Annotated in this window: 15 protein-coding genes and 1 pseudogene; 11 read left to right on the forward strand and 5 right to left on the reverse strand. The window is 36.8% G+C overall.

All coding sequences use genetic code 11. From position 1 onward, the window contains the following. The first annotated feature begins 98 nt into the window (after positions 1-98). From AC625_RS04975 to AC625_RS05005, 8 genes and pseudogenes are all read left to right on the forward strand, one after another. Positions 99-2,189, forward strand: coding sequence for a BglG family transcription antiterminator (locus AC625_RS04975; protein WP_049680266.1), 2,091 nt, complete (start codon positions 99-101; stop codon positions 2,187-2,189). A 5-nt stretch (positions 2,190-2,194) separates the two neighbouring features. Beyond that, positions 2,195-3,337: a mannitol-1-phosphate 5-dehydrogenase gene (locus AC625_RS04980; protein WP_049680267.1), complete on the forward strand. Its 1,143-nt coding sequence runs from the start codon at positions 2,195-2,197 to the stop codon at positions 3,335-3,337. Positions 3,338-3,978: 641 nt separating this feature from the next. Then, positions 3,979-4,107 carry a hypothetical protein gene (locus tag AC625_RS28125; RefSeq protein ID WP_281177215.1) on the forward strand — a complete coding sequence of 43 codons (129 nt, stop codon included), beginning with the start codon at positions 3,979-3,981 and terminating at the stop codon, positions 4,105-4,107. Between the two features lie 793 nt (positions 4,108-4,900). Next, the gene (locus AC625_RS04985; RefSeq protein WP_049680268.1) at positions 4,901-5,497 is read left to right on the forward strand and encodes a DedA family protein; all 597 of its coding nucleotides are present in this window, start codon (positions 4,901-4,903) and stop codon (positions 5,495-5,497) included. Positions 5,498-6,222: 725 nt separating this feature from the next. Continuing rightward, positions 6,223-7,092 (forward strand): annotated as a pseudogene (locus AC625_RS28455) (cation diffusion facilitator family transporter). A gap of 246 nt (positions 7,093-7,338) precedes the next feature. Beyond that, entirely contained in the window at positions 7,339-8,031 is a 693-nt protein-coding gene (locus AC625_RS04995) for a response regulator transcription factor (RefSeq protein WP_049680269.1), read from the forward strand. After that, positions 8,021-9,442 carry a HAMP domain-containing sensor histidine kinase gene (locus AC625_RS05000; protein WP_245645080.1) on the forward strand — a complete coding sequence of 474 codons (1,422 nt, stop codon included), beginning with the start codon at positions 8,021-8,023 and terminating at the stop codon, positions 9,440-9,442. The genes AC625_RS04995 and AC625_RS05000 overlap by 11 nt, the downstream gene beginning before the upstream one ends. A gap of 212 nt (positions 9,443-9,654) precedes the next feature. Beyond that, entirely contained in the window at positions 9,655-9,975 is a 321-nt protein-coding gene (locus AC625_RS05005) for a hypothetical protein (protein WP_049680271.1), read from the forward strand. Between the two features lie 98 nt (positions 9,976-10,073). Here AC625_RS05005 and spx read toward each other — a convergent pair whose 3' ends face one another. After that, entirely contained in the window at positions 10,074-10,469 is a 396-nt protein-coding gene (gene spx, locus AC625_RS05010) for a transcriptional regulator Spx (protein ID WP_049680272.1), read from the reverse strand. 429 nt (positions 10,470-10,898) lie between these two features. Between spx and AC625_RS05015 the strand changes: the two genes are divergently transcribed. Together AC625_RS05015 and AC625_RS05020 are read left to right on the forward strand one after the other, a co-directional pair. Next, positions 10,899-11,378 (forward strand): hypothetical protein, encoded by a 480-nt coding sequence (locus AC625_RS05015; protein ID WP_049680273.1) that lies wholly within the window; start codon positions 10,899-10,901, stop codon positions 11,376-11,378. A 216-nt stretch (positions 11,379-11,594) separates the two neighbouring features. Then, positions 11,595-11,792, forward strand: a complete 198-nt coding sequence (locus AC625_RS05020) for a cold-shock protein (protein ID WP_028393295.1) — start codon at positions 11,595-11,597, stop codon at positions 11,790-11,792. A 62-nt stretch (positions 11,793-11,854) separates the two neighbouring features. On the opposite strand, the gene AC625_RS05025 is transcribed toward AC625_RS05020, so the two are convergent. The 4 genes from AC625_RS05025 to AC625_RS05040 all read right to left on the reverse strand — a co-directional run bounded on the left by AC625_RS05025 (position 11,855) and on the right by AC625_RS05040 (position 16,798). Then, positions 11,855-12,157, reverse strand: coding sequence for a DUF3892 domain-containing protein (locus AC625_RS05025; protein ID WP_049680274.1), 303 nt, complete (start codon positions 12,155-12,157; stop codon positions 11,855-11,857). Between the two features lie 166 nt (positions 12,158-12,323). After that, positions 12,324-12,782: a flavodoxin domain-containing protein gene (locus tag AC625_RS05030; RefSeq protein WP_049680275.1), complete on the reverse strand. Its 459-nt coding sequence runs from the start codon at positions 12,780-12,782 to the stop codon at positions 12,324-12,326. Next, positions 12,779-13,831, reverse strand: coding sequence for a ribonucleotide-diphosphate reductase subunit beta (locus tag AC625_RS05035; RefSeq protein ID WP_049680276.1), 1,053 nt, complete (start codon positions 13,829-13,831; stop codon positions 12,779-12,781). The genes AC625_RS05030 and AC625_RS05035 overlap by 4 nt, the downstream gene beginning before the upstream one ends. Before the next feature lie 654 nt (positions 13,832-14,485). Continuing rightward, positions 14,486-16,798 (reverse strand): ribonucleoside-diphosphate reductase subunit alpha, encoded by a 2,313-nt coding sequence (locus tag AC625_RS05040; protein ID WP_053178009.1) that lies wholly within the window; start codon positions 16,796-16,798, stop codon positions 14,486-14,488. A gap of 555 nt (positions 16,799-17,353) precedes the next feature. Here AC625_RS05040 and AC625_RS05045 point away from each other — a divergent pair. Next, positions 17,354-18,283: a manganese-dependent inorganic pyrophosphatase gene (locus tag AC625_RS05045; RefSeq protein ID WP_049680277.1), complete on the forward strand. Its 930-nt coding sequence runs from the start codon at positions 17,354-17,356 to the stop codon at positions 18,281-18,283. Positions 18,284-18,291 lie beyond the last annotated feature (8 nt).

Genomic DNA, 18,291 nt, shown 5'->3' on the forward strand with positions numbered 1-18,291 from the left:
CTAATGGGGAGAAGGATATTCCCTATACAGCTTGATAAGTCTTTGTCCTGTCACCGAAACTTGCTCCTTGCGCTTTTCTAATGAAATGAGCTGATATCATGTTTATTACCTCAAGAGAAAAAGCAATTATTGAATTAATTATTAAAACTTCTGGGAAACATACAGCTTTTTCTATTGCGAATTATCTAAATGTAAGTGTCAGAACCATTCATCGTGATTTAAATGCAATCGAAAAGATTCTCCAGTCATTTGAGCTTGATTTAGTTCGAAATGCGGATAAGGGGCTCAAGATTGAGGGGAAGAATGAACAAATATTTCGTCTGGTTCAGTACTTATTGGGAATCCATCCAATCGATGAAACACCAGAGGAAAAAAAACTGCAGCTACTTATAGCACTATTGCAAGAAGAATCATATAAAATCCAGTCGTTAGCCGCTAGTTTGGGTGTCAGCATTACAACACTAACCACATACTTGGATGAATTGACAGACTGGTTAACTCATTCAAATGTTCAAGTTACCAGAAAAAGAGGAGTAGGGGTTGAGCTTTTCGGAACGGAAGCAAATAAGCGAAAAGCCTTGGCAAACAATTTCTTACTGTATTTTAATGAAGAACTGATTGAGAATTTATTTTTATTAGAAAATGGGAAATTCTCAAAAAAAATGGTCTTGTATTACTTTCTTCCAGAGTATTTTCTTACTATTGATCGATTAGTTATAGCTACTTTAAATCGTTTACAACCACGTCTAGCAGATGGCGATTATATCGGGCTAATTGTACATATGTGTATTACGATGCAAAGGACAGAATCCGGTTTCCTATTAGAGGAATATGAAGATTATTCTCATGAACTAACTGAGGAATATAATCTAATCGTGAAAATATGTAAGGCGATTGAAGAAACTTACTCTGTAGCATTTACTAAAGCCGACATGATTTACTTGGCGGTTATCCTTAAAGGTTCTAAGCTACAAGCAGCTGATACCGTTCCTTATGATAGTGTTATACTAAGTCAAAAAGTAAAAAACTTTATACGAAATGTGTCTTCAAAGCTACATGTTGATTTAACAATGGATTTTTCTTTGTATCAGGGGCTTCTTGCTCACATGGAACCTGCATTGTTCCGCCTTAAACAACAAATGGGATTATTTAATCCACTTAAAGAGGAAATCAAACAAAAGTATCCAGTTCTATTTATGGCCGTACAAACCAGTGTAGAAAATGAATTTGTAGAAATTGATTATTTTCCTGAGGATGAAATAGCCTTCATTGTCCTTCATTTTGGCTCGGCGCTCGTTATGCGAGAAGAAGGAATATCGATAAAAGCATTGATTGTTTGCCCAACCGGTATTGGTACCTCAAAGATGCTAGCGAGCCGAGTAAAAAAAGAAATTTCAGAGATTGGTTCTATAGAAATCAGTTCGATTAAAGATCTTCAGAAACATGGGAATTTTGAAAATTTTGATGTTATTATTTCAACCGTTAGGCTTCCTTTTATAAACAAAGATAATATCTTGGTCTCTCCACTTTTAACTGAAGAAAATATTTTAACAATCAGGAGATTTTTACGGAATAACATCGAGAACTTAACAAAAAATAAGCATTATAAAAAATCAGCACAAATAGAATCCTCCTCTTCTCGCGTAGCAAAGGGTGGGATTAGGGAAATCTTACAAGAGCTGAAGGATGTACAAGAAAGCATCCAGGCTGTTCTAGATCATTTTCGGGTGTATCGGAAACCTCATTTAAAAAGCCATGAACAAGTTATTAAAGAAATGGTATGGATAGCGGAAGAAGAAAAGCTTTTAACTCATGCAAATGAAGTGATTGAATTGTTAATGGATAGGGAAAGAAAAGGTGGGCTTGGTATTCCGAACACAGGAATGGGACTTTTTCACTGCAGAAGTGAGAAGGTGCATGAGCTCATTTTTCAAATCTCCCATTTAGAAGAGCCTTGTCTGATAAAAGGTATGGACGGCAAGGACATGTATATGAAGAATGTGCTGTTAATGTTGGCGCCTGAGGAATTGAGTGTAAATAAGCAGGAAATCGTAAGTTTGATAAGTACAAGTTTAATTGAGAATAATGAATCGATTATGACTTTTTCCTCATCGAATGAGGGCATGATTCGTGCAAAATTAGAAGCCGTTTTTCTAGATTATCTTCATACTAATTTAATAAGGGAATGATATGAATGAAACAAGCAGTACATTTTGGAGCAGGAAACATTGGAAGAGGATTTATTGGAGCACTTTTTTCACAGTCTGGTTATCAGGTGACATTTATCGATCTTGCGGATCAAATCATTAATCAGTTAAACGAGAAGAAGAAGTATCAAGTTAAATTGGCTACAGATCAGAAAGAAGCTGTAACGATAGAAAATGTATCAGGACTAAATAATATGAGGCAGGAAAATGAAGTCATTGAAGCGATTAAAGGTGCAACTTACCTGACGACTGCAATTGGACCGAATATCCTACCACGTATTGCTCCATTGATCGCAAAGGGCTTGGCTGCTCGCCTAAAGGAAAATGATGAAAAAATCTACGTGATCGCTTGTGAGAATCAAATCTCGGCAACAGACCTTTTAAAAGGCTATATACTAGAAAATCTAGATGAAGAGACCCAAGCAAATTTAGCTGGTAAAGTCTATTTCTTTAATTCAGCCGTTGACCGCATTGTTCCCATTCAAAACAATCAAGATTCTCTCGATGTACTGGTTGAGCCTTATTATGAATGGGTTGTAGAAACAAGTGAAAGCATTCCGCCAATCGAAGGGATGACAATTGTTTCAGAACTTGCACCATTTATTGAAAGAAAGCTTTTTACAGTGAATACAGGACATGCTGTTATTGCATACCTTGGGTATCTTGAGAATAAGTCGACGATTGACCAAACGTTAGCTGATGAAAAGATTATCAAGCAAGTTCAAGCAACACTTGGTGAAACGGGTGCTTATTTAATTAAGCAATATGGCTTAAATCCAGAGGAGCATCAACAATATATTAATAAGATTATTAATCGCTTTAAAAATGCTTACTTAAATGATGATGTGACTAGAGTGGGCCGCTCGCCTCTTCGTAAGCTTGGAGCAAATGACCGTCTAGTACGTCCAGCTACTGAAGCAAAAAAAGCTGGACTATCTTACACGAATCTTACGAAGGCAATCGCATCAGCCTTACTCTTTGATAACAAGGAAGATGAAGAAGCAGTAAAAATGCAAGCCATGATAAAAGAACATGGTGTAGCGCATGTTCTGAAAGAAGTAAGCGAATTAGATGAAAATAGTGAAATTACGCTAGAAGTAATCAAGCATTACAATGAATTAAAAAAATAAATAATGGATTCTTAGGTCATAAAAATAAAACGCCTGTTATACCTAAATACAATTTAATCACTTATTTTAACACCGTTCGTTATTACGAGAGCGGTGTTAGAATGGGATTAAAGTGAAAAATAGTATGCCAAAAATCGTATTCTGTGTACATTTTTACTGAGAAATACCTGATTTGAAATAGCATGATCCAATATTCTCATCATAATTATTATTTTTTTCTTGCTTGTGTGGAGTATGAGCAGAATCCCCGCTGATGCATAGTTTCCAGAATCAGCTCTAAAGCACCCTGCTATATAGTAATAAAATACTCTTTCTTCAGTAGAACTTGATTATATCCACATTTTTTCCTCAGTGCTTCGATCCCATCTTTTGTTTTCAATTTCCTATAATACTACTCAAATCAACTTCAATTCTACAAAGTTCAGGTTCCTTTTCTATGTCTAATATTTCCACTTGTGAAATTTATCCTGGTTTAATCGGCTGTAATACCCCATCTCAATTTTTATGAGAGAATCAAGAATAATTAGGCGAGCGATGGCCCCCCACTTATGAAAGTTTCGCTTTATTACTTCGGGCAATTAAGTTGCACGAAGTAAACAATTTTTGAATATACTATGTAGTAAAAAAGGAGACGGAAAGATATGTCTTATTCACAGCGAACTCAAAAGAAAATTGTAGGATATTCAGCGATCTTTAAACAACTCGGAATCATTACTGAACAAGAATATAAAGAAATTAAGCAAGCGTATGTTATCAAGAATGCTGATTAAAGATTGTCAAATATAGTCCGCTAATAACAGCCAGCATTCAGCTGTTATTAGCGGACTTTTTAAGGGAATAATCGTCCGTACACACGAAAAAAATCCAGCAATAGCTACTGGATTCAGATAAGGAGAAAAAGGTATTTTGCTTATTCTTTATAATATAGGATAATGATGAACAAATTATGAATAAAATGAGAAGTTCTTATGAAGGCTTGCATCACTTTTTTTCAGGATTACCATGTTCTGTGTAAAAAGAAGTGAGAGTGCATATCGCATGCTACCGCCACCTTATTCATCATCTGATTACGCGATTGCAAAATTTACATAAACCGCGTAACAGCATTCGGAGTGAAATAGGATAACGGCTGATATATGTAAAAAATCCACACTTAAGAGGAAGAATAGTACATTCTATATGCAGAAGTAATAGAAAGAGATAAATAGCAGCTCTTCCTATTGGATTCTGATACGATTTTTCCTAGTAATGGCAAGGTTGCTTTACACATTTGAAATTAAAATTGCATGTCGAGATTGATTAAGACATCAAAAATAGTATAGGCATGGTCGTGTAACATCTCTTGAAGGCATATAACCCGGACCTTTTCTAGTCATTTGGAATTGACGGAAAGGCTTGTATATTATACTCTAAGTAGAGAAAAAAGTAGTTGTATAGTCGAGGAGTAGGTTGGCTAATACTTGTTTCGGGTGCCTGTTACTTGTCGAAATAAAACGGATGTCTATTGCTTTAGTTTGGCATCCTTTTTAGTATGCAATGGTTAGAAGATGGAGGGTATTACAAATGGAATCCATTATTATGGATATGATTGAGGCTTTTAAAGGCTTAGGTTATTTTGGAATCATGCTTGCTTTAACCTTTGAATTTGTACCAGCAGAGCTTGTGTTGCCACTTGCGGGATTCTGGGTATACGAAGGAGATATGAATCTTTATTTGGCAATTTTCGCTGGTTCGATTGGCGGCGTGTTAGGACCTCTAACACTGTATGCTTTAGGACGCTATGGCGGAAGGCCGATTGTTTTAAAATTTGGAAAATACTTTCTTGTGAAAGAAGATCATATTGATAAAGCAGATCATTTTTTTGAAAAACATGGTGGGAGTGTGGCGTTTTTTGGACGATTTATACCTGGTGTAAGAACAGCTATTTCAATCCCATGTGGAATGACGAAGATGAATATTTGGAAATTCATCGTGTACACCTATGCGGCTATGTTCCCTGTCACGAGTGTTTATGTCTATTTAGGCTATAAACTTGGACCCCAGTGGGAAAAGGCCGGTGCGATTTTTGGACAATACGCAAACCTTCTTCTTATCCCCATTGCGATTATCATCATTTGGATGATTGTGAAGGCCAGAAAAACGAAGCAAAGAATAAGCTAATAATTAGAATGTGCTAGCTTGTGGAGAGAATGATATGTATCTTTGCAAGCTTATTTCTTTTTTTGAACAGATAGTATTTGAAGTGTTTTTCACCCGTATATCCTAAGTTATCTTTCAATTTGACGCAATTAATCCAGTGTAACATTAATCAGAATTAGCATGACATATAAATAATGAAGAAAGACGCCCATACAAGTGCCTTCCTTCACTATTTAAGCCTGTTAGCAACCATAGACCATAGCCTCCGGCGTAACCTCCACCGAAACCTCCGACAAATCCACTGCACCCTATAATAATCAAAAGAATGAATCACACAATGATTAAAGCAAAACCATTATTGAATCCACCGCAATCACGTTCTTCTACACAAGACATAGTAGTTCCTCCGCTATTCTGAAAAGCTTTCTAGTGACTTAGTAAAAGCAAATCATCTAAGCTAATTCATCATATGTTCATCACCCAAAAATGTTTGCTTGTTTTTTAAAATGGGCACCAACTGATAGTGTAAAGGCTGTGAGATGCTTATTAGATTTCCAAAGAATTAGCTTGGTGAATGGGGCAGATAGGGTTTGTAAATTTGTTTTAACGATGTTTAGCAGGATATATGACTCATTCAAATTCCGAGAGAAACTTGAAAAAAATAGTAAATTTATGTTTGGATAATAGTGAAAGCTACTGTAAGGAAATTAATTTGCAGATTCGTTTTGGGAATAGGTGGATTTAGTATGGGGCATCACCACGGACATTCTCACCATCATTCAGCGAACAAGAAAGCATATTCCTATTGATTTCCATCTTCATGGTGGTGGAAGTAATAGGAGGACTTCTTACGAATAGTCTTGCGCTATCATCAGACGCTGGACATATGCTTAGCGATGCTGTTGCTTTAGGGTTGAGCTTTGGAGCGATTAAGCTAGGTGAACGAAAAGCCCCACAGTCTAAATCATTTGGCTATAAGTGATTTGAAATTATCGCGGTATCCTTAAACGTTCTCACGTTAATCGTGATATCTATATTTATTTTTATTTAAGCCATTTGTCGTTTTCAAAACCCTCCTGAAATTCAAAGTATGGGAATGTTGACGATTGCTGTGATTGGTTTGATTGTGAATATTATCGCAACCTGGTTATTACTGAATGGTGATAAAGATAATTAGAATGTTTGAAGTGCTTTTTTACATGTTATCGATGATATGATCGGACCGGTTGGAGCATTGTCGATCCGATTGCAAGCATCATTGTTGCTGTGCTGATCGTTATCAGTGGCTGGAGAGTAGTAAAGGAATCCTTCTATCTATTAATGGAGTGGACATCTTCTCAAGTGGATGTAAAAGAAGTAAAATCTGCATTATTAAAAATTACACACGTAAGGGATGTGCATGACTTGCGTATTGGGTCCATTATGTCTGAATATATAAGTTTGAGTTGTCACATTGCTATCGACAAAACAGTCGGGCATAACACCGTGTTGTATGAAGCGCAAAAATTGCTACATAATCAATTTAGCATTGAGCATAGTACATACAAGTCGAATGCCGTGACAAAGGCTGCCCTATACACATGAAATATGTAATTGATAGAAAGGAGGAGGTATAAAGGATTCTGATCCTTTATACCTCCTCTTTTTTATAGTAAATAATCTGTTTTTTGAATCAAACAACCTAAAACATCCGGTTTTAACATCATGCTGACACATATGTCATATATACTGGTTCCTATAATGAAGCATCCATCAGAGCGAAGTCTTGTGATGGATTTTGCTATGTTATGAGGCCTATGCCCAACGACTAGCACTTCGGTGATAAATTCACTATACTTTTATTCAAGGAAGTGAAGAAGGTAATGAAAAAGATTTTAATTGTAGAAGATGAAATCGCCATTTCAATGGTGCTAAAAGCATATATGCAGCGAGCGGGATATGAAATTATTCAAATATATGATGGCTCGCAAGCATTAATAGCATATAAGGAGCATGAACCAGATCTTGTACTCCTAGACGTGATGCTACCTGGGATGGATGGGTGGACAATTTTGGATAAAATACGTGAAAGTAGCTCTTGTCCGGTTATCATGTTGACAGCACTTGGAGATGTGGATTATCGTTTGTCTGGATTTAAATCTGGTGCAGATGATTATATATCAAAGCCATTTGTAGCAGACGAAGTTGTAGCAAGAGTCCAGGCAGTCCTTAGAAGATCCCCAGCCTTTGTTGATGAGGAAAGTGAAAATTTCAAACAATTGGGAAGCCTAAAGGTTGATTTTAACTCTTATCAGGTTCATTTGAATGAAGAAGAGATACCGTTCACACCACGTGATCTTTCATTATTCATATTCTTAGTCAAACATCCTAACCATATTTTCACAAGAGAGCAACTACTCGATCAGGTTTGGGGAATGGATTACGATGGAAGTGATCGAGCAGTGGACCTTGCTATTAAACGAATAAGGAAATCACTGGGAAAATGGCCTGATACAGAAGGAGAAATAAAAACATTACGCGGAATGGGGTATCAGTTGCTTGTCTATGAAAATTAAGAAGAGAACGACACTTATACGCTATTGGACAACCAGATACTTAATTACACTGACAACGGGTTTGCTCATATTATCAGCTGTTTCGTTTTGGTGGATGGAAAAGACTGCTTTAGAATACAGACTTAATCTGTTGAAGTACTTAGCAGAAGAAACAGCTGACCGTGCAATAAAAGGAAATGGACAAATCGTTGTTGGACCTGTTCTATCGAAAGCGATTGAAGAACGGGAAAAAATGATTAATTTAAATAAAACACCCATTATCTACATTGTAGAGCCTGATGGGGAAATTATATCTACCATACCTCAAATCTATATTGAAAGCAGTTCGAGTAAACTTCCAGCTGCTATTATGGACCATGAGGAAACGGTTCAGAAAGTGAAATTTGAAAAGGCAAACGAAGTGTATATCGTGAAGTCTCCAATCATAGATCATGATGAAATAAAAGGATGGGTGATTATTGCCCAGGAAGAAGCGTCTTTAAATGAAATCAATACGGATCATGGGATGCTTGCTGTAATGATGTGTGGTCTGTTGATTCTTGGCTGGGCTGTTATCTATGTTCTTTCTCGGAAAATCTCAATACCGATTCAACATGTAGCGAATGCTGCGGCACAAATTCGTGAAGGTAATTATGATATCCAATTAAAAGAAGAAGAGACACGAGAAGAGGAAATTTATGAGTTGGTCGAATCATTCAAAGAAATGACAAATCGGTTAATTCAAATGGAGAAATTACGAGCCGAATTACTTGCTGGCGTTACGCACGATTTGAAAACTCCAGTTACATCCATCAGCGGCTTAATTCAAGCAGTCAAAGATGATGTCGTGACAGGGAAAGAAAGCAAGGAGTTTTTGGATATTTCGCTTAAAGAGACCCATCGGCTGCAAAGAATGATTGAGGATTTACTCGATTATAATTCGCTGTCAGCTGGATCATTTACTATGCTCATGGTGAATACAGATGTAAATGAATTTCTTCGAGAAATGGTGTATCGCTGGAAAATGACGCAGGAGGAGCAAGACTTTGATTTACGTGTTCAAGTGCCTGATCAATCTGTTATTGGCTATGTTGACTCCTTCAGACTCCAACAAATTATCATCAATCTGCTGAATAATGCAAAACAAGCATTGGTGGAAAATGGGGAAATTGAAGTCTCCTTGTACGAAAAGGAAAATGAAATTCGGATTGATGTAAAAGATAATGGGCGAGGAATTCCTTTACACGAGATAAATTATGTCTTTGAACCTTTTTACAGAGGGGAGAAGAAGAAGCTTAAAGTAAGGGGATTAGGTTTAGGCCTTCCGTTCAGTAAAATGCTCTCCAAAGCACAAAAAGGAGATATTACACTGAAAGAAAGCAATGAGTGCGGAACGACCTTTACGATTCATCTTAGGAAAGCAGAGACTTAAGATTTTGTGAGGTTGGATGCCCAAAGTTATTATATATCGTGTACATGACTTAATACACGGTGTAAAGAGTATTGAAATCAAAATTTTGGGGGATTAGTGATTAGTAAAAAAGAGAACTAAAATCGCAGACCTATTCGCATTAGCGAGTGGGTCTATTTTTAATTGGTATAATAAAATTTTTAAGTAATTATTGCTTAAATGGTTAAAAGTCTATGTTAAAATTAGGAAAAAAAAGGGGTATTTTTTGGGGGGAATTTCTGTTCTGGGCTGTAATTATTGTTATATTGCTCGGAGCGAATTACTTAATTTTCAAGATAGCAAGAACAAACAGAAAGAAAAGAGCTTGGGGCGGTGCAACTTTGCTTCTTCTCTCACCTGTGGTCTTTTTTGCTTGTGTATTTATTGGTGTCACTTATGGATGGGGTTTTGGGGCTGGATTTTTAGCAGTGATTTACACTCTTCTGTTCGTTGTAAATGGATTAATAGTATTGATAATTTCATTTTTTACTAACAAAAAGATAGTTAACTACTGACTATCTTTTTGTTTCATAAACAGCTAAAAGTCAGTAGTTAACTATTGTTCCCCAAAAGAGAACATTATTTGAGACAGTCTCTTTAAGATAAATCAAGATTAATTGATTAAACTAATCGCTCTCCACAATTGAATATGGCGAACTTGGCGCGGCAGAAAACGCCCCATTTCTTCTTCATTATAGCCGGCATGTAAATTCTTTTCATCAAAGATAATAGGGCGGCGAAGCAAATCAGGATTTTTTTGAATGATCTTGCATAGCTCATTCAATGGTGTTGTATTAATATCAATATTTAAATTTTTAAATTTTTTTGAACGTGTCGAGATGATTTCATCTGTGCCACCTTCAGTTTTACGAAGGATTTCCTTAATTTCTTCAACGCTTAATGGTTGTGCATATAAATTACGTTCTGTGTAGGCAATGTCACGTTTGTTTAACCAGGATTTTGCTTTTCTACATGCTAAGCTGCTTGGAGTAGTATAAATAGTAACCAATTCAATCGACCCCTTTTAGAAATTTTAATAGTTTAAGTATTCAATGTTTAGTTGTTGTTTGTTTAATGATGAAGTAACGGGTAAATTACGAAACTCTCATCTGGAATAGTACGTTACCTTTTTCACTAAGTTCTGCGGTGAGAACGTTGATTGTTTTCTTGATACTCTTACTTTACCGTTTGTTTGTGTCAGCTACATGTCAGATCTCTATTTTGTGTAGAAAAATAATTTTTGCTACTTTTATCCCAGTTTTACAGGCTGTAATATCCCGATTGATGGAAGTTCTACTTTATATTAGACGACCTTGTTGTCGAATTTGATGGTGTTTATGTTTGTTTTCTATAGAAAATTATTCAAACATCCTCATTTATGTTATAATCGACGAACACTACTGAATGAATGAATGAATGAATGAAATGAGGAACGATTTTGTTAACCTTTGAAGAGAAATTAAAGATTATAGAAGCATTTCCAGAATTAACGAGAAAAGATGTTTCACTTGGAAGAGTGAATTTTCATTATGAAGAAAGCTTGCATGAGAAAAAGATTGTGGTGCAGCATCTACATCCGAATGGAAATGGATTTGTGTTTGCAGGACATTTGCCCAAGAAAGAAAGAGGACCTAAAGGGTTCTTGAACATTAGAGATTTTTCCGAGGATGAATTGAAGAAAATCATTGCATCAAGCCTTGCATATTTAGCAGAACCGTTTGAAGAAGTGGAGGAAGCTGAAGATGAATTTGCGGACCTTGAGGGGATTTGGATTGGTCGTGACAAACAGGAGCTGACTTTAGTTCATGAGGACTTGTTATGGAATATTTATTCAGGCATTAATATTGAAGAATGCTTCGAATCCCCAGTTGAGGCAGAGCGTTATTTAATGGAAGAACGCTTCAGAAAAAAGAAGTAAAAAGATTTTTGATTGTAGAAAAATAGGAGGAATTGTCGATAGTTTTTTTGGCAATCTCCTTGTTTTTTTTCAGAAATACATGGTATACTGTAATCAATTATTTTTGTTCGGAATAAGATTCATAGAAGGAAGTACCGTTATGGTTTCCTCTTGAAGACATTATCCTAGATCAAGAATAGTAATAAAAGGATTTTTTCCAAACAGGAGGCACTATACATGGTACAAGGTAAAGTAAAATGGTTTAACGCAGAAAAAGGTTTCGGTTTCATCGAAGTTGAAGGTCAAGACGACGTATTCGTACACTTCTCAGCTATCCAAGGTGAAGGTTTCAAAACTCTTGAAGAAGGTCAAGAAGTTTCTTTCGAAATCGAACAAGGTGCTCGCGGACCACAAGCTGCTAACGTTCAAAAATAATTTGTAAATCTATAAGACAAAGGCTCCTTTTTGGAGCCTTTTTCATGTTTTAAAAACCTAGTTTAAAAGAGTGGTAGCTCATCCAGGTTATTTTCTTTAACCCCGTCCGGCTCACTTCGTAAAATATCTCTTCCGTATTTATGGAAAACGTCTACATGAGCAAGATTTCCATCTTTCGCTTCAGATAGTGCGGTAGGGTAGTCCAGCTCTCTTCCAGTATTTGTTTTAATGGCAATGATACTTCCATCATCGTTTTTCCGAACGGCTTCAATATATTCCTTGCCATCATCAATTTCTGGATTTATTCGGCTGTCTGTAGCTTCTTGTTCCCTATATTGATTGTATGCATCTACAAAACGGTCCATCTTGAATACCACCTCCTATTCATAGAATGTACAAAGACAATAAATGTATGCATAAGAATATAGTAAATTCGTATTGTTCGATAGTTGATTTCATGAAAAGGATTAGTCAAAAAGGTCATACCTCACACACAATATACAGTTGATCGTGTAAGGTATGACCTTTTCGCTATAGGATAGCTTTGTTTTCAAACTTATTTTGTTGTGCCGTTAATTTTGTTTTGTAAATTTCCGTGAATTTTTTAATTCGATAAAGGTCTGAATCTTGATACACCTGCTCAATCTTTAAGGTAACGGCTAATTGGGTGTTGGCAAATAGCATGTCGCGGAAGCGGTTAACAGCACCGCAAAAATGATTGTAATTTGTTTCACCTGTACCAAATACGCCAGTAACTAAGTGGGGTACTTGAGCAACTTCTATTTCTTCATATAATGGAACGATTTTTGCGGGTAAATCTCCATCGCCCCATGTATAAGTACCTACCAATAAACCTTCATATTGGGAAATCGTGCTAAGGTCAAAATCTTTGATTCCAAATAGCTTCGCTTCTGGCAAAAAAGAAAAAATGGCTTCTGCTAGGGCTTTTGTATTCCCCCCAGCAGAATGGTACACGATGGCGGTCTTCATAGTTCATCGAATCCATTGCTTGCATTGACCTGACTATACGTTCTAGACTTCTGTTCGAAGAAGTCAGTTTTTGTCAGTCTGATTGATTCGTCATCAAATGTCTTAATCCAAGGCATTGGATTTTCTGGATATTCCTTATAGAGATTATCCAATCCAAAAATGCGCAATCGTTTATTAGCAATGTACTCAATGTATTCGTAAAACTCTTCTAAATCAAGATCTGCTTTTCCTTGAATGTCTTCAAGCATATACTTAGACCATTCTTTTTCTAAATCAACAGCTTTTTCTAACGTTTCATAAATGAATTTCGTGTTGCTTTCATTGTTCAACTCTGGATATTCATACATTAAAATTTGCACAAGCATTCCGACAAAGTCAAAGTGGACCATCTCATCACGGTGAATATAGGAAATCATCGTTGCAGAACCAGTCATCAGGTTTTGCCGGCCTAAATTGTAATAGAAGGCAAAGGCAAGATAGAAATAAATACCCTCGAGATTTGTTGAATGAATTAAAGCTTCGAATAAATGTTGTGGACTTGGATCATCAACAAATTTCTGATAAGCATCTACAATGGGTTTATTTCGTTTTACAACCTGTGGATGCTGTTTGATACGGTCAAACAAATGTTTCTGCTTATCAAGAGGAACCAATGAAGCAAGGATGTAAGAATAAGATTCGTTATGAATCGATTCTTGCTGCGCCATGTTCGCTAGAATGGCCTTAGCAGCAGGGTCTTTGACATATCGAAGAATCTCCACTAGTGTTGGTGTTTGTAAGCTGTCCATACCTGCAATCATCGTAAGAATGTCTAGAAAAGCGTCTTGGATGTCTTCGTCTAAATCACCCCACTGCTTTTTATCCTGAATCATATTTACACTTGAAGGCTTCCAAAAGTTATTGATTAGTTGTGTATAGATATCATAAAATTTTTCATATTGGATATCGTTCCAGAGGAGAAAACCGGATGCCTCACCTTTGAATACCCCAGTTGCCTTTGTAGGATATGTAGGTTCTAACAAGCGGATTTTATTAATGTGGGTTGTCATGTAATCGCTCCTTTGTTATGTAGAGGTTGTTCAAAAAGTCCGATAAAAATTCTTGAAATATGAAAAAGACTATATCAAAGTACGAGGCAATTTCATGGAAGTAGGCTCTAAAGTTGGCTAATTATCAAAGCTTTGTCACTTCGGTTCCCGGGACGGATTATCGCTACTCGAACTTTTGGGTTCTTCTTATCATTCTTATTGAACGCTCACTGTTAGGGAATATAAGTTCGTATAAAACTCGTATTAAAAGAGGATGTCCCAAAAGGGTCTGACCTCACACTCTATACACCGTTTAATGTGTCATGTTCACGTCTTAAACGATATATAGTAGATGTAGGGTCTGACCCTTTCGCTATGGGACAGCCTCGGATGTGTACTAGAGGTTGTTCAAAAAGTCCGGTAAAAATAGCTGTCAAATTTCTTTGTCGCTTTGTCTCTCAGGTCCTCACGTATTACTGTATACGCACAGGTCTAGAGACATTTGCTCCTCGAATTTCTCGGCTTTTTTTATCCTCCTTTTTGAACACGCACAACTAGTATTACTTTATTTTTTTTACAACGGATAAGGCGTCTATGTTATTCATGCTCATTTCAAAATTCATATGGTTAATCAATTCCGATTTCAAGTTCGTGCAGATTGGCCGCCGTTCGCTTTTAACTAGAGCAGCTTTCGCATGCATTATCATATTCTGAAGAAGTGGAACGAACGTAGTAAGTTGATTTCATTCCACTGTTCCAGGCGGACATGTGTATATCAAGTAAATCTTTCGCTTTAATGGTGTTATGGACGTATAGGTTAAAGCTGATTGCTTGATCGATATGACGTTGACGAGCTGCGTTATGTCGGATGCTTTCTTTTTGCGATAAGTGGAATCGCGTTTTCTTATAGTATTCATAGGTTGAAGGCGTCAATCCTGGAGCCGTTACCTTGAATTTAAAGTTTTTCTTTTCTTCGTAAAATTCAATTTCATAAAGTGGGTCAATACCATCTGTTGAATTCCCGATTTTCGCAGTCGAGGAATTTGGTGCAATCGCCATCAAGTATCCATTTCGGACGCCATGCTTTTGTACTTGTTCTTTTAAAGCTGTCCAAGATTCATCTTGGTAATTTCTAATTTCGAAGTAGTTGCCAGTATTCCAATCAGAGCCTTCGTAATATGGATAGCTACCTTTTTCTTTTGCTAGTTCATTTGATGCTTTGATAGTTAGATAAGCAATTTTCTCATAGAGAGTGTCAGCAAACTCAACAGCTTCGTCTGACTCCCAGTAAATGTTTTTCTCTGCAAGCAGGTGATGCCATCCAAATGTGCCTAAACCAATCGCCCGGTATCGTTTGTTTGAGATTTCCGCTTGTTTGACAGGCAAATTATTGACATCAATTACGTTATCAAGCATTCGTACTTGAATCGGGATCAGTCTATCTAGAACTTCAGCTCCAACAGCGCGAGGCAGATTGATGGAAGAGAGGTTACATACAACGAAATCACCGCTCTTACGAATCATGACAACATCGCCATCTTCTGTTTCATATTCTTCCGTAATGGAAGAAGGGCTTAAGTTTTGTGCGATTTCTGTACATAGGTTCGAACAATAAATCATTCCTTTATGTTTGTTCGGGTTTTTTCGGTTCACTTCATCCCGATAAAACATGTAAGGAACGCCTTCTTCTAACTGAGAAATCATAATACTTTTCATAATTTCGATTGCGTTAATTTTTTCAAACGCATAGTTTGGAAGAACACCGTTTTTGGCTGCTTCTACCGCAAGTGCGTAATGATCACGGAAGCTTCCTTCGCCCTTTTTCTCATCATAGAAATCTTCAAGTGAGAACCCAAGTGTTTGCTTGACTGTATGTGGATCAAATAAATACCATTCTTTACGATTCTCTACAGCTTCCATAAAAAGATCAGGAATACAAACGCCAGTAAAAATATCATGTGCTTTCAGACGATCGTCGCCATTTTGTGTTTTTAAATCTAGGAAACTCATAATATCTTTATGCCATGCATCAAGATAGATCGCAATTGCTCCTTTTCTCTGGCCGAGTTGATCGACACTTACTGCTGTTTGGTTAAATAAGCGAATCCAAGGTGTTGTTCCTGAACTGTTCCCTGAGAAACCACGAATGTCCGAACCGAGTGAACGGATTTTACCGACATAAAGTCCAACACCACCGCCGAATTTAGAAACTTTCGCAGCATCATAGTTTGATAGATAAATGCCATCAATGGAGTCTTCAATTGCGTCGATAAAGCAAGAACTTAGTTGTCCATGTGTTTTCCCTGCGTTCGAAAGAGTAGGTGTTGCAACGGTCATGTAGAGGTTGGACATGGCCCAGTAAGCTTCTTTGACGAATTGAAGTCGATATTCTTTAGGTTCAAGACGCATAATTTCCATTGCGATGATCATAAACCGTTCTTGGGGCAACTCATAGACAGCATTATTCTTTGGGCGTGCAAGGTATCGATCGTTTAATAAGTAGAGACCAATATAGGAGAAAAGTTTGTCTTTTTCAGGATCGATGGTAGAGCCTAACTCGTCAATTTCTTCCTTTGTGTAAGCATCAAGTAATTCGGCTTTATAAACTGGGTAGCGCTGTCCGCCTTGGACGCTGGACATTAAGTGAATCAATTCATATAGTGAGCCATATTTTATCCCTTCATAGCCTCGATTAGCCTGTGCTTCTCGATACATGGAGTTCAATAACTCAGCCGCTGCGACAAACGTCCAGTCTGGAGCGTCAATGTCGACACTCTCAAGAGCCATTTGGATAAGTTTCTTGGATGTTTGCTCTTCTGTGGGACCGTCTTGGCGATCAAGCCACTTCATAAAGCGTTTCTTATATTTGTCCATGTCCAATTTGCCTTCGAAATCTTTGGACAGGTGGTTTAATTGTAGTGAGTTTTCATTTTCTGTAAAATCTTCCACATCAGGAAAGGCGAAAGAATTATTAATTGGTAGGTTCATAGTAAGCTCCTCCTTAAATACAATCAAAAAATCGTAGCGTTTTTTGTAAAAAGCCGATTCGCATTGGTCACACATGGTGAGTGAATCAAAAAATCTCGCAAATATAAAAAATGTTGGTTTGCAGACGATCTTTTCATTCACTCACTTAAGTTAGAGAGCTATATCTAGTTAAGTGAATTTGTAGGATTTTGTACGACGATGCTATCCATATTTGCAAAGTGGCATTATTACAAATAACGTTTAATTTCTATATATAGATATATTTTAAGTTTTTAACGTCTATATATTGTGATTCGCTCTTTATTATCGTACTGGATAAACAAAAATAAATCAAATCTTGATTTTTATAAAAAGCATAATTTTTGCTGAAATATTTGTAAAATAAGTGCTTGAATTGCTTATTCTATCAAATGGTTGATAGAATGGGCAAGGATATGATAATTAATAATATAATTTTATTGAAAGAATAAAATTGCAATTTTGAAATGTGTTTTGCAAAGGACTTTATGCTAAAATAAAAGAATTGAAACAATTTTAATTTAAAGGAGTAATAACGTGGAAAAAGTACTTGTTTTCGGGCATAAAAATCCAGATACTGATACCATCTGTTCAGCAATTGCCTATGCTGATTTGAAAAAACAATTAGGAATGAATGCTGAAGCCGTTCGCCTAGGCGAAGTAAACGGTGAAACACAATATGCACTTGATACATTTAAATTCGAAGCACCTCGCCTGATTACAGCAGCGAAAGGAGAAGCTGCTGATGTAATATTAGTAGACCATAATGAGCGTCAACAAAGTGTAGAAGACATTGATCAAGTTCGAGTCATTGAAGTCATTGATCATCACCGAATTGCGAATTTCGAAACGAGCGATCCGTTGTACTATCGTGCTGAACCGGTTGGTTGCACAGCAACAATATTAAATAAGATCTATAAAGAACACAAACTTGAAGTACCAAAAGAAGTTGCGGGGCTGATGCTTTCCGCAATCATTTCTGATTCATTATTGTTCAAATCACCAACATGCACAGAACAAGATGTTGCGGCTGCAATGGAATTAGCAGAAATTTCCGGGGTTAATGCGGAAACGTATGGTCTTGAAATGCTTAAAGCTGGTGCGGATCTTAGTGACAAAACGATTTCTCAACTCATCTCGCTAGATGCTAAAGAATTCACAATGGGGAATGCTAAAGTGGAAATCGCCCAAGTAAATGCAGTCGATGTGAATGAAGTGTTAGCACACCAATCAGAATTGGAAGCAGCAATTGAGGCTGTAATCGCAGACAAAGGATTAGACTTATTCCTATTTGTCGTAACCGATATTTTGACAAATGATTCTGTCGGACTTGCACTAGGTGCACAAGCCCAAGCTGTTGAACGTGCATATAATGTCACATTGAATAATAAAATTGCTGTTCTTGAAGGTGTTGTATCACGTAAGAAACAAATCGTGCCTGTGTTAACTGACATTTTCACGAATTAATAAATATA

Origin of the sequence: Peribacillus loiseleuriae (assembly GCF_001183985.1) — a bacterium.
Taxonomy (GTDB): Bacteria; Bacillota; Bacilli; order Bacillales; family DSM-1321; genus Peribacillus; species Peribacillus loiseleuriae.